Source organism: Cohnella sp. GCM10012308 (genome assembly GCF_042649185.1).
Lineage (GTDB): Bacteria > Bacillota > Bacilli > Paenibacillales > Paenibacillaceae > Cohnella.
Genome location: NZ_JBHRYU010000050.1, coordinates 1 through 12613, shown reverse-complemented (window position 1 = coordinate 12613; position 12613 = coordinate 1). Strand labels below are relative to the sequence as shown.

The 12613-nt window shown below is 58.8% G+C and carries 10 protein-coding genes; 8 read left to right on the top strand and 2 right to left on the bottom strand.

What is annotated here, in order from left to right; translation table 11 throughout:
• Window positions 1-513 precede the first annotated feature (513 nt).
• From ACFOTD_RS32190 to ACFOTD_RS32170, 5 genes are all read left to right on the top strand, one after another.
• A complete protein-coding gene (locus ACFOTD_RS32190) occupies window positions 514-1848 on the top strand; it encodes an ABC transporter substrate-binding protein (RefSeq protein ID WP_378124078.1) in 1335 nt (444 codons plus the stop codon).
• An 86-nt stretch (window positions 1849-1934) separates the two neighbouring features.
• Entirely contained in the window at window positions 1935-2828 is an 894-nt protein-coding gene (locus ACFOTD_RS32185) for a carbohydrate ABC transporter permease (RefSeq protein WP_378124077.1), read from the top strand.
• Window positions 2812-3633 carry a carbohydrate ABC transporter permease gene (locus tag ACFOTD_RS32180; protein ID WP_378124076.1) on the top strand — a complete coding sequence of 274 codons (822 nt, stop codon included), beginning with the start codon at window positions 2812-2814 and terminating at the stop codon, window positions 3631-3633. The genes ACFOTD_RS32185 and ACFOTD_RS32180 overlap by 17 nt, the downstream gene beginning before the upstream one ends.
• Window positions 3630-6155, top strand: a complete 2526-nt coding sequence (locus ACFOTD_RS32175; protein ID WP_378124075.1) for a beta-mannosidase — start codon at window positions 3630-3632, stop codon at window positions 6153-6155. Before ACFOTD_RS32180 ends, ACFOTD_RS32175 begins: the two co-directional genes overlap by 4 nt.
• Before the next feature lie 5 nt (window positions 6156-6160).
• A complete protein-coding gene (locus tag ACFOTD_RS32170; protein WP_378124074.1) occupies window positions 6161-7837 on the top strand; it encodes a glycoside hydrolase family 78 protein in 1677 nt (558 codons plus the stop codon).
• 350 nt (window positions 7838-8187) lie between these two features.
• Here the strand turns inward: ACFOTD_RS32170 and ACFOTD_RS32165 are convergent, their stop codons facing one another.
• On the bottom strand, window positions 8188-8742 hold the full coding sequence (locus ACFOTD_RS32165; protein ID WP_378124073.1) for a helix-turn-helix domain-containing protein: 555 nt from the start codon (window positions 8740-8742) through the stop codon (window positions 8188-8190).
• Between the two features lie 147 nt (window positions 8743-8889).
• Here ACFOTD_RS32165 and tdh point away from each other — a divergent pair, with 147 nt between their 5' ends.
• The 3 genes from tdh to ACFOTD_RS32150 all read left to right on the top strand — a co-directional run bounded on the left by tdh (window position 8890) and on the right by ACFOTD_RS32150 (window position 12162).
• A complete protein-coding gene (gene tdh / locus ACFOTD_RS32160; RefSeq protein ID WP_378124072.1) occupies window positions 8890-9936 on the top strand; it encodes an L-threonine 3-dehydrogenase in 1047 nt (348 codons plus the stop codon).
• Window positions 9937-9975: 39 nt separating this feature from the next.
• Window positions 9976-11151, top strand: coding sequence for a glycine C-acetyltransferase (locus ACFOTD_RS32155; RefSeq protein WP_378124071.1), 1176 nt, complete (start codon window positions 9976-9978; stop codon window positions 11149-11151).
• Window positions 11152-11427: 276 nt separating this feature from the next.
• Window positions 11428-12162, top strand: a complete 735-nt coding sequence (locus ACFOTD_RS32150) for a class I SAM-dependent methyltransferase (protein WP_378124070.1) — start codon at window positions 11428-11430, stop codon at window positions 12160-12162.
• A 287-nt stretch (window positions 12163-12449) separates the two neighbouring features.
• Here ACFOTD_RS32150 and ACFOTD_RS32145 read toward each other — a convergent pair.
• Window positions 12450-12613, bottom strand: a 164-nt coding sequence (locus ACFOTD_RS32145; protein WP_378120094.1) for an IS3 family transposase, incomplete at its 5' end; no start/stop codon positions are given.

Genomic DNA, 12613 nt, shown 5'->3' with positions numbered 1-12613 from the left:
GGCGGACGTTCTTCGAAGGGGAGAGCTCTCTCTCTTTGGCGGTTGTGTCGGGAGAAAAACCTGCATTTGTACATCTATTTTCTACCGAACGACGACGCTAGATGAAATTGATGCAAAAGTGCAGTTCATTTAAAAGAATACGTCGGAATTCTCGCTAAATGAGGTAAATACATGATATTGCATCTTTTCGTTCTAAAATGCACGATTCGGGAGTAAGAGATGTATTTTTGCAGTTATATATCGGCTAGAGAGGAACGCAGGGGAGCGAAGCAGAGCGCAGGAGAGCGATGCAGAGCGCAGCACCGCCCGGACACGAAATATGTGCCAAAACAAAACCCAAAAAACCCAAAAAGGACCGTCAGGGCGAGCTCTGCCGGTTTTTCTTATGCATCCGGCGCGCCGGACAAAGGCCTTAATTCAATCCAGATAAACATAAATCGAGTCCATTATAAGAATCTTGCAAGCGCTTTACAATAATCTTGCGGCACAACAACTAGCGGGGGGACTTGAACAATGAAAAAAAGCAAAATCGTATCGCTCGCGCTCGCCATGACGCTGACCGGCTTGCTCGCGGGCTGCGGCGGCAGCAAGGACAACGCGCCGGGCGGCAGCGCAAGCGCGCCGGCCTCGTCCGGACAAGCGACCGGGCAGGCCTCCGGCTCGCCGGAGCAGCCGGCTATTACGGGCAAGCTTACCTTTCTGACGTGGGAAACGAATATCGTCGACACGAAGCTGAAGGATATGGCCGACCGGTTCATGGCGGATTATCCGGGCGTCGAGCTGAAGATCGAGGGCTTCACGGACAATCAGACGATCAAGATCAGAGCCGCGTCCAACAGCTTGCCGGACATCGTCAACGTGACGGATACGCACCTGAGCCGGGATCAGTGGTCCAAGTTTTTTGTGCCGCTCAACGACCTGCCCATCGCCGGCAAGCTGATCGGCATGGATTCGCTGGTCGCGCCGGACGGCAAAAACTATACGGTGCCGCGCGGTTTGATGCTGACGCCGGTCGTCTGGTACAACAAGGATATTTTCGCGGAGCTCGGACTGGAAGTGCCGAAGACGTACTCGGCGTTTCTGGAAGTGAGCCAGAAGATCAAGGACAGCGGCAAGTACATCCCATTGTCGTCCGGCGCCAAAGACGCGTGGCCGCTGGATCCGTACCAGCAGCTCGCTCCGATTATCGGCAACGATACGAACATCTACAACGCGTTCGCCGAGCAGGAGGAACCGTTCACCGCGGACAGCGGCTACGTCAAGAGCTTCGGCATTTTGAAGGATTTGGTGGACAAGGGCTATTTCGAAAAGGATCCGCTGTCCGTCGGGTTCGACGCCGCCTCCAACGATTTCGGCTCGGGCAAGTCGGCGATGATGCTGATGGGCACGTGGCTGTATCAGAATCTGAGCGAAAAAGGCGTGGACATGACCCACTTCGCGATCTTCCCGTTCCCGGTATCCGACACGCCCGCCGATACGACCATGCTGACGGCTTCGCCGGACCTGCCGATGGCGATCAACAAGAACACCAAGAGCATGGATGCGGCGCTCGCATTTCTGGACTGGTACTACAGCAAGTACGATTCGGAATTCATGACCTACAGCGGGATGCTCTCCCCGCTCAAGGATGCGGACAATTCCTCTATTCCGTGGGCCGGCTTCGTGAAGGACTATCGATTGAACATCGTGACGCTTGCGCCGCAGCAAGAAAAAGCGATCAAAGTATGGAACAACTCCGGCATCACGCTGTACAAATCGCTGCAGGAGCTGGTCGCCGGCAGAACGGTGGACCAGGTGGCCAAGGATCTGAACGGCAAATTCAAGAAAGCCGTCGCTTCGGCCAAATAATCGCAAAAGCCCCGGTCGGTCCGGAGGTCGGGAAAGCCTGCGCTGTCCCGCCCTCGGCTTGATCGGGAGGAGCAGGAGTGAGCCCGATGAGTTTGCAGATGAAAAAAAGGGTGTTCGTGTCGTCGTTTCTGCTCGTGCCGCTCGCCTTGTACGCCATGTTCGTCCTGTATCCGACGTTCAAGCTCTTCCAACTGAGCTTTACGGATTGGAACGGCCTGGACGGCGCGAGGTGGATCGGCTTGGACAACTACCGCGAGGTCGTGCAATCCAAGGAAGTGTGGGTGTCGCTGCGCAACAACCTGATCTACTTCCTGACCGGTCTCGTCGGCGTCGCGTTCTCGTTGTTCCTGGCGGTGCTGCTCACCGGCAAGCTCAGGTTTGCCAAGGGCTTCCGCTCGATCGTTTTCGCACCGTTTATTTTGAACGCCACCGCCGTTTCCTTTATGTTCGGCTTCCTGTACGAGACCGAATCGGGAGCGATCAATGTCGCCCTGCGCGCGCTCGGGCTCGGATTTTTGGAGCAGCGCTGGCTGAGCGACCCTTCCGTGGTCAATGTCTCGCTGGCGCTGATCGTCGTCTGGAAAACGGTCGGTTTCTATATGGTCATCCTGATCGCCGCCTTGCAATCGATACCCGACGATCTGTACGAAGCGGCCGTCATCGACGGCGCGGGAAAGTGGCAATCGTTCCGGTTCATCACGCTGCCGTGCATCAGCGATATCGTGAAGCTGTCGGTATTCCTGGTGTTCACCGGCAGCGTGCAGACGTTCGAGCAGCCGTTCCTGCTGACCGGACAGGGCGGTCCGGGATACGCGAGCATGACCTTTGCGCTGTACTCGGTGCACGAGGCGTTCCAGTTCAGCCGCTACGGGCTGGCTTCCGCAATGGCGGTCGTACTGATCGCGATCGTGCTGGTCGTGCAGCTGACGCAGCATATTCTAGTAAGGGAAAAGGGCGACAAGCATGAAGATTTTAAATAAAACGTTGATCTACGCCCTGATGGGGTTGGTGAGCCTGCTCTTTATCGCGCCGATTCTGATCGTTCTCTTCACCTCCTTCAAGTCCAACGAAGAGCTGCTGCTGAACCGGCCGTTCGCGTTGCCCGACAGCTTCCTGCACCTGTCCAATTACGCCTACTTCTTTCAGGTCGGCAACGTCGGTACGGCGTTCGGCAATTCCCTCGTGCTGATCGCGGTGAGCGTCGTCGGCAACATACTGCTCGGCTCGATGGTGGCTTATGTGCTGGGCCGATTCCGCTTCAAGGCCAAGCCGCTGATCTTGTTTGTGTATATGATCGCCCTGATCGTACCCGGCATCACGACCGAGGTCGCCAGATTCTCGCTGGTGAACCAGCTTGGCGTTTACGATACGCTGCTGGCGCCAACGCTGCTCTACGTGGGCACGGACATCATTCAAATTTACATGTTCCTGCAGTTTTCCCGGACGCTCCCCTACAGCCTGGACGAAGCCGCGATGATCGAAGGGGCTTCGTATTTTAAAATCTATTACCGCATTTTCCTCCCGCTGCTGGCGCCGGCGACCGCGACCGTGGCCATCCTGAAAATCATCGGCGTCTTTAACGATATGTACATTCCGTATTTGTACATGCCGTCCGCGCATTTGCGTACGGTGGCCACGCTGCTGATCGGATTCACCGGCGACCGGATGGTGCTGTGGAATTACATGTCGGCGGGCATTCTGGTCATTACCGTGCCTTCCGTGCTGGTCTATCTAATCTTTCAACGCTGGATCTTCTCCGGCATTGCGATGGGAGCGGTCAAATGAAGCGGCAGTCGTTAAACGAAGCGTGGCGGGTGAAAGCCTGCGAGCTGCATGTGGGAGCCGACGAGCTGGAGCGGGTGCTTCTGGACAATGACGGATGGCTGGCGGCAGATTTGCCGTGCGATGTCCGCATGCCGCTGATCCGCGAAGGGATTATCGAGGAGCCGTTGACCGCCAATCATTGCTTCGACAGCGAATGGGTGGAACGGCGATCGTGGTGGTTCAGAAAAAGCTTCCGCGTGGACGAAGCCGATCTGGCGGATGCTTGCGTGGCGGAGCTTGCGCTGGAATCGCTCGATTGCGAAGCGGACCTTTTTTTGAACGGCCGCCGTCTGGGGCATCACCGCAGCGCGTTCTATCCTTTTAGCCGCGATGTGAAGGCATGGCTGCGCGCCGGGGACAACGAGCTCGTCGTGCGCCTGACGACGGGCAGCGAGCTGCACAGCGAAGCCGATGTCGCCAAGCTGAAAAACACGATCGGCATGGAAGGCTTTAACGGCCGCGGAGAAGCGGGAAGAATTATGCTGCGCAAGCCGCAGTATGTGTTCGGCTGGGATTGGGGGCCTCGCTTGGCCAGCTGCGGCATCATGGGGAATGCGGCTTTGCGCTTCCACCGGCTTGCGGCGATTCGCTCGGTCGCGGTCGATACGCGCGTCGAAGGGAACGACGGCTGCGTTGCGGTCACGGTGGAAGCGGATCAGTTTCATTCTTATGCGACCCGCGAGGCTCGGTTCGAGATCGGTCTCTATGACGGGGAGGCGCTGATCGAGACGATGATTGCGGAAGTGCCGCTGGCTTCCGGCCTGAATTACATCCGGCTGGACGGACGGATTCCCGGGGTCAAGCTGTGGTGGCCGAGCGGCATGGGCGAGCAGCGGCTGTACGCCGTCCGGGTCGCCATGATCGTCGAGGATGAGCGGGCAGAGCACCCGCCGGTTGCGTTCGGCGTGCGGACGATCCGGTTGAACCAGGAGCGGATCGGCTGCGGGGCGGAGCGCAGATTCGCGATCGAGATCAACGGCGTCGCGTTATACGGCAAAGGCGCCAACTGGATTCCGCCGGATTCCATCTACGCGAGGGTCGGTCGCGCCGCATACGAGAAGCTGCTCGGCGAAGCCGCGCAAGCGAATTTTAACCTGATCCGCGTATGGGGCGGCGGGCGCTACGAGCCGGATTGTTTTTATGAGCTGTGCGACCGCTTGGGATTGTTGGTCTGGCAGGACTTTATGTTCGCCTGCGCCGGGTATCCGGATCGGCTGGCATGGTTCCGCGGCGAAGTGGAGCGGGAAATGGATTACCAGACGCGGCGGCTGCGCAACCATGCTTCGCTGGCTTTGTGGTGCGGCAGCAACGAAAACCATTGGGCTTTCGACGAGTGGTGGACCGGGGAAAAGCAGGCGGAATATTTCGGAGGCGCGTTCTGCTACAACTATATCGCGCCGGCCGTCGTGCGCAGGAATTGCCCGCATATTCCGTATTGGAACAGCTCGCCTTACGGCGGCGCGCACCCCAACGGCAGCGAGGCGGGGGACCGCCATCACTGGTTCGAATGCACGATGAACGAACAGATGGAGAAGCGGATCGCGCCGGAGGAATACGACAAGCTGAGCGGCAAATTCATCTCCGAATACGGCTATATCGGCCCGCCGGGCCTCGCGTCGATCCGTCAATACTTCGGATCGCACGCGCCGGACCGATCGTGCGCGATCTGGGACAACCATACGAACGTGCACGAGAAGAAAACGGTGCCGGCCGGCATTATCAAGCACTACGCAGATCCGGAAAAGCTGGACTTGGACGGCTATCTGCATTACGCGGGGCTGACGCAAGGGCTGATGCTGCAATATTCGCTGGAGGCGATCCGGCGGAAGGAGGATTGCTCGGGCAGCCTTTTCTGGATGTACAACGATTGCTGGGGAGAGGTCGGCTGGTCTATTGTCGATTACTATCACCGGCGGAAAATCGCTTATTATTTCGTGAAGCGGGCGTTTGCGCCGGTCCGGTTTATTTTGCGTGAAGCGGGCGGAGAAGTGGAGGTCACCGGCTGCAACGATACGGCAGCCGAGGTCGAGCTTCGTGTGGAATACGGCTATCGATCATTCGACGGGACCGTTAAAAACGCGGAAACGACAGCGGTCGTTTTAAAGCCGTTTTCCCGCTGTAAGGCTCTTCGTTTCCCCAAAGGCGCGTTCGACAATCTGGCAGGCGTCCGCTACGTTCTTCCGCTGTCAACGGAGATCGCCGAGCCGGCTTGGCTGCGGACGAATACGTACAGGGAAATGCGGCTGCCGATGCCAAGGTTAAGGCTCGCACCGGTCTCGACGGAAAACGGACAATGGACAGTGGAGGTCTCGACGGACGTATTCGCGCACGCGGTTCATTTCGATTTTGGCCCTGGGAACGATGCGGTCCCGTCCGACAATTATTTTGATTTGCTGCCCGGACAGCGGAGAATCGTGAAGATTGCCGGCCTGGACCCGCTTCTCCATGCGCAAGTGTCGGTGCGGTCGGGGTTGGAGCGATGAGCGGCATGAAGAACGGGAAGAACGAGACGAACGAGACGAACGAGACGAACGAGACGAACGAGACGAACGAGACGAACGAGACGAACGAGACGAACGAAACGAACGAAACAAACGAGACGAACGAAACAAACGAGACGAACGAAACGAACGAAACAAACGAAACAATCGAAACAAACGAAACAATCGACATGAACCTGAATCGGCCGGTCGGCCTTGCGGTCGGACCATTGACGGAGACGGGAGCCGTTCGCTCGAATACGCCCTTGTTCCGCTGGACGATCGAAGGCAGCCGCGAAGAGCGCGCTTTTCGGCTTCTGGTGGCATCGCGCCCCAAGCTGCTGCTGCCGGGAGCGGCCGACCTATGGGATACTGGCATCGTCATGCAGTGGGGCGACCCGGACAAATGCGCGCGCGGCAAAGTGCGGTATGCGGGGCCGGCGCTGCTGGCCGGGCTTACCTACTATTGGAAGGTGCAGATCGGGAACGGCGAGGCGGAGATGTCCGCCTTCTCCGAAGCTGCCGCGTTCCAGATGACGGACGATCTGCCCGATGCGAAAACGGCGGCTGCGCGCCGGGTGTTCGGCGAAAGCAACGAAGCGATCTACCGGACCACGCTGGACAGTCTTTATAGCCGAACGACGCCCGACGGGTACGTGCCGACTTCCGTCACCGGCGCTTATCCGGGACAATTCGTGAGAGACACCGCCGCGCATCTGTTCGCTTTGCTCGTACTGCCGGATTTCTCCGAAGCGCGCAAAGTGCTCGTGTCGCTGCTGGACCGGATCGACTCCTTGGGGGTAGAGCGGGCGCCGCAGATTTTGTTCACGGACGGAAGTCCGCCGGTCATGCTTGACCAACCGGACGGCCATTATCAGCTTTTGATGGCCTGGGCGGATTATGTGCAGCTGGCGGATGACAGGGAGACGGAACGCAAGTATTACCCGCTCATACGCGGATTCGCTCTTTATTACTTGAAGGCGCCGTATTTTGATCCGGAGCTGAACCTGCTCTGGAACCCGGCCTACGAGCATGCCCGCGAGAACGTGCATATGAGCGTGTACGATCTGATCACCAATCAGTTTGCCGTGCAGGCGTTGACCAAGGTTGCGGGCGTTGCCCGGCGGCTGGCGGACCGCGATACGGCTTCGGCGCTGGAGGCGCATGCGGCGGCGCTGCAGACGGGAATTGACGGGCGATTGTCGGCGGTTGACGAGGAGCGTCGCTCCGTTTTTGGAGAGCTGCGCGGCCGGGACGGCGCGGATCGGCTGCTGCAAGGCTATTCCTTCGTGAATCTGGCGCCGATTCCGGCCGCCGTGCCGGGCGCAGGGGTGAAGATGCGCAATACGTTGCAGGCCTATGAACGCCGAGGCTCGTTTATGTGGGGCGAATTCCGCATGCTTCATACTTACATCACGCCGAATACGGCGAATGCCGGCGCGCAGGTCATCGGCAAAGGGTTGGCGTGGGCTTGTTATTTCTATGCCGCGAGCGGCGATTGGAATCGGCTGTCCCTCTTGCAAGAATGGTTGGAAACGTACAACACGGCTCCGCTGTTCGGGGAAGCGTTCAACTTCCTTCCGTTTTCCCGCGGAGAAGCCTACATCCAGGACGGAGGCAACCAGGAGCAGGCAAGCTGGTTCATCTGGGCGCAAGCGCAGATTCGCAGGCTGGCAACAGATTAAGGAAGGACGCTTAAACGGCCTTGGGGGCTGTTTTGGCGTCCTTTTTGTTGCTAGATCAGCAATTAAAAATTTGGCGGCGATTCGTAACAGGTAAACGCGTCTTCAGTGCCAGGGAGTTTTGATGTATTGCGGATCGAAAAACCTGCATTCGTACATGTATTTTCTACCGACTCGCAACACGTGATCAAATGCCTGCAAATGTGCAGGTAAATTTAAAGCACAAGCCGGAAATGGGGCTCAGGGAGGAAAATACCTGCGGATCTGCATCTTTTCTTCTCGAAAGGATAGCGATCGGCGAAAAAAGATGTATATTTGCAGGCATTACGGCGACAGGACAACGCGGGCGTGCATCACGAAGGATAACGAATGAGCGTAATATAGGTAATGACCTGGTCGGTATTGTTCCGGTAGGCGTGCGGCTGATCTGCAGAAAAGCGCACGGCGTTGCCCGCGCCGATGGCGTACGTCTCGCCGCCGACCTCGACGTCGAGCGAGCCCTCCGTCACGACGATGTACTCCTCGACCTCTTCGTTGTGCGGTTCCGATTCGTGGCTGCACCCCGGATCCATGCGGACCGCGTAAATCTCGAAGCCTTTGCGCTGGTCGTAGGGAAACATCGGGAACGAGCGGTAAGCGCCGTCCTCCTCTAAAAAAGGCTCGATCTCGCCAATATCGACGACCGTGACTTCTGCTTTCGTCTCTTCGATGAGCGACGTAAACGAAATTTTCAGTCCGTTGACGATTTTCCACAGCACGGAGATCGTCGGATTGGAGTCGCCCCGCTCGATCTGGCCGATCATCGCCTTGCTGACGCCCGTCAGCTCGGCCACCTGATCCAGGCTGAGGCCGCGCGATTTGCGCACGGCTTGCAGGTTCTTGCCGACTTTCTTATGAATCGCGTCCATCGTATCCACCTAAGTCCATTTATTTTCTCTCCATTATACCGGACGCATGACGAATATAAACCCTATATAATTTTATTGTACAATATATAATACGAATGTATAATATGTTGTACAAAGCGAATTTTACTCGATACGAGGGTGATGACCATGCGGGAGAAAACGATGCTTGGCCTGGTAAAAGCGAACCGGGGGCCGGGCGCGGCGCTGTTGGAGGTTCCTGTGCCCGTCCCGGGGCCGGAGGAAATCCTGGTCCAAGTGAAAGCGTCTTCTATATGCGGCACGGATATTCATATTTACAATTGGGATGCCTGGGCCGAGAGCGCTGTCGTCACGCCGAACGTTTTCGGGCACGAATTCGCCGGCGTCGTCGAGGCGGTCGGAGAGCGGGTCGCCAACGTCAAGGTCGGGGACCGCGTCTCGGGCGAAGGGCACATCGTATGCGGCCACTGCAAAGCTTGCCGGACGGGGAACGGGCATGTCTGCGCCAACACGCGCAGCTTCGGCATCTCGGCGCCGGGGTGCTTCGCCAAGTATGCGGTGCTGCCGGCAAGCAATGTCATTCACAATCGGCCGGAGATGCCGTTTGAGCTCGCGTGCTTGCAGGATCCGCTCGGCAATGCCGTGCAGACCGTCCTCGCCGGCGATATCGTCGGCAGATCCGTTGCCGTCATCGGCACGGGCGCCATCGGCTTGATGGCGATCGCGGTGGCGCGCGCGTGCGGCGCGGGCAAGATCATTGCCGTCGACGTCCGCGCCAACCGGCTGGAGATGGCCAGGCGGATGGGCGCCGATGCGCTTGTCAACAGCGCGGAGAAGCCGATGGCGGAAGCGGTTCGCGCGCTGACCGACGGCGAAGGCGCCGAGGTCGTGCTCGAGATGTCGGGCCACCCTGCAGCCATCCGCGGCGGATTCGAGGCGGCTGCGAACGCGGGCCGCATCTCGCTGCTCGGCATCCCGACGGACGACGTCCCGCTCGACCTGGCGCGTCACCTTATTTTCAAAGGCATCAGCGTTCACGGCATTACCGGCCGCCGCATGTACGAGACATGGTACCAAATGAAGGGGCTGCTCGATTCGGGAGCGCTGCGGCTGGATGGGCTGGTCACGCATACGTTCACGCTGGACCGCTATGAAGAGGCGTTCGAGCTGGTGAAGTCCGGCAATTGCGGCAAGGTAGTATTTACGCATAGTTAATCATAAAAGCGAACGATGGAAGGAGTCGACGAATCAACGATGGCAAACCTGGACTTTTTATCGAAGGAGCTCGAGCAGCTCCGGGCCGACGGCAGATACCGGAAGCTTACGGAATGGGAGGGCGGATCGGGCAGCTGGATGACGCTCGGCGGACGCCGGGTGCTGCAGATGTCCTCCAACAACTACCTGGGCTTGACCGCGCATCCGGAGCTGAAGCGCGCCGCGATCGAAGCGATCGAAAAATACGGCGTCGGCAGCGGCTCCGTCCGTACGATCGCCGGCACGCTCGACATTCATGGTGAGCTCGAACGCGAGCTGGCCGCGTTTAAGGGCACGGAGGCAACGCTTGTTTTCCAATCCGGATTTACGACGAATCAGGGTATTCTCGGGTCGATCCTGGGTCCCGACGACGTCGTCATCAGCGACGAGCTCAACCATGCCAGCATCATCGACGGCATCCGGCTGACCAAGGCGACCCGCAAGGTGTTCGCGCACAAGAATCTCGATCAGCTGGAGCAGGCGCTGAAGGAGAGCGCGTCCTACCGCGCCCGCGTCGTCGTTACCGACGGCGTGTTCAGCATGGACGGCGACATCGCGCCGCTGCCGGCCATCGTCGAGCTCGCGGAGCGATACGATGCCGTCGTCTATGTCGACGACGCGCATGCGAGCGGCGTCCTCGGACGCAACGGCAAAGGCTCGACCGACCACTTCGGCCTGCACGGCCGCGTTCATATCCAGGTCGGAACGCTGTCCAAGGCGATCGGCGTATCGGGCGGGTACATGGCGGGCTCCGCGCTGCTCAAGGATTATTTGATCCACAAGGCGCGTTCGTTTCTGTTCAGCACGTCGCAGACGCCGGCCGTCGCAGCTTCGTGCCTGGCCGCGGTGAAGGTGCTCGGACGCAGTCCGAAGCTGATCGAGCGGCTGTGGAGCAACGCAAATTATTGCAGGGAGAAGCTGCTCGCGCTCGGCTTCGACTGCGGCATGAGCGAGACGCCGATCATCCCGATCATCGTCGGATCGCCGGCGGACACGATGCGTTTCTCCGACGCGCTGCTCGCCGAAGGCGTCTATGCGCAGGGCATCGTCTTCCCGACCGTAGCGATGGACAAGGGGAGAGTCAGGCTGATCGTGACGGCTTCCCATACGCGGGAGGACCTGGATTTCGCGCTGGACGTGCTTGCTCGGACGGGGCGAGTGGCGGGGCTGATCTGATCGAGCCGCAGAGGGCGTGCATGCTTAGGACTGCGGTTGACGGCTGTTGACTGCAGTAGAGTGAGACAGATGATAGCATCCGTTAGCTTTTAAACGAGAGAAAACCCTTGTCTTTCCGGCTTGCAGCCGGGAGGCAAGGGCTTTTTTGCGCTGATTGCCGGAATTGGCTGCCGAGGAGATTGCCTTATCTCGTCGATCGTTGAGGCGGTTGAGTTGCCGGTCCTGATCGCTATACTGAAAGAGTAGCTGAGACTGCGACCTGGGAGCGTGAGCGAATTGAAAGAAAATAAATACGACGACGACGGTTTCTTTGAAAATTACAGCCGGATGCCGAGGTCCGTCGGCGGCCTGGAGGCGGCAGGAGAATGGTCGGAGCTTCGATCGATGCTTCCGGAGCTGGCGGGCAAGCGCGTGCTGGACCTCGGCTGCGGTTACGGCTGGCATTGCAGGTACGCGCGCGAGCAGGGAGCGCGATCCGTCATCGGCGTCGATCTGTCGGAAAAGATGCTGGCGCAGGCGCGGGAGATGACAGACGACTCGGCAATCTCTTATGTGCGAAGCGGCATCGAGGACTTTGAATACGCGGAAGGCGCGTTCGACGTCGTGCTCAGCTCGCTGGCGCTCCACTACGTGGCGGACTTCGGCGAGATCTGCCGGGACGTGCACCGCAGCCTGTCGACGGGCGGAGCGTTCGCGTTTACCGTCGAGCATCCGACCTTTACGGCGGTGGAGGCACAGGATTGGCATTACGGTCCGGGCGGGGAAAAGCTGCACTGGCCGCTCGATCGCTACCACGAGGAGGGGCAGCGGCTTGCGAGATTTCTTGGGCATGACGTCGTGAAGTACCACCGGACCGTCGCCGGCTATCTGAATCCGCTGATCGAAGCGGGCTTCCACGTCGACAAACTGTCCGAGCTCAAACCGTCGCCCGACATGCTGACGCAGCATCCTGAATGGGCGGACGAGGTGCGCCGCCCGATGTTCCTCCTCGTCGCGGCGACCAAAGCGTAATGCGCCATCGTTCGCAACCAACCTTTAATCGACCGCCGACCGCCGACCGCCGACGGCCAACAGCCAAGAGTCTACGGCCAGCCTGCTACACGCGGGGGGCATAACCTCGTGACGCCTCGGCCGGCCGGACACAGGAGGCGCTATTTTGTTGAGCTCGCGCGATAATCCGTCTGTTACGGACCACAGATCCGTTAACCTCACAAGTAACCCCGGAAATTCGCTCCAATTGCCGCGATAACGCACTCTATGGACCTCTGTCAAGAAAGTGGACAGTACTTTAACGAATTTTAGCTTATCTCTCTTACAGAAAATTGTGCACGAAATTGAGCCGGCGACAGGTATCCCAGCGAGCTATGGATTCGTTTGCGGTTGTAGAATAGCTCGATGTACTCGAAAATCTCTTGCCGGGCTTGTTCCTTCGTTCGAAACTTCGTGCAGTAAATCAGCTCTT

What these genes read in the sequence shown, in the direction of transcription:
- tdh (WP_378124072.1), top strand. Translation starts at nt 8,890, where the DNA reads ATGCGGGAGAAAACGATGCTTGGCCTGGTAAAAGCGAACCGGGGGCCG.
- ACFOTD_RS32165 (WP_378124073.1), bottom strand. Translation starts at nt 8,742, where the DNA reads ATGGACGCGATTCATAAGAAAGTCGGCAAGAACCTGCAAGCCGTGCGC.
- ACFOTD_RS32175 (WP_378124075.1), top strand. Translation starts at nt 3,630, where the DNA reads ATGAAGCGGCAGTCGTTAAACGAAGCGTGGCGGGTGAAAGCCTGCGAG.
- ACFOTD_RS32185 (WP_378124077.1), top strand. Translation starts at nt 1,935, where the DNA reads ATGAGTTTGCAGATGAAAAAAAGGGTGTTCGTGTCGTCGTTTCTGCTC.
- ACFOTD_RS32180 (WP_378124076.1), top strand. Translation starts at nt 2,812, where the DNA reads ATGAAGATTTTAAATAAAACGTTGATCTACGCCCTGATGGGGTTGGTG.
- ACFOTD_RS32155 (WP_378124071.1), top strand. Translation starts at nt 9,976, where the DNA reads ATGGCAAACCTGGACTTTTTATCGAAGGAGCTCGAGCAGCTCCGGGCC.
- ACFOTD_RS32190 (WP_378124078.1), top strand. Translation starts at nt 514, where the DNA reads ATGAAAAAAAGCAAAATCGTATCGCTCGCGCTCGCCATGACGCTGACC.
- ACFOTD_RS32170 (WP_378124074.1), top strand. Translation starts at nt 6,161, where the DNA reads ATGAAGAACGGGAAGAACGAGACGAACGAGACGAACGAGACGAACGAG.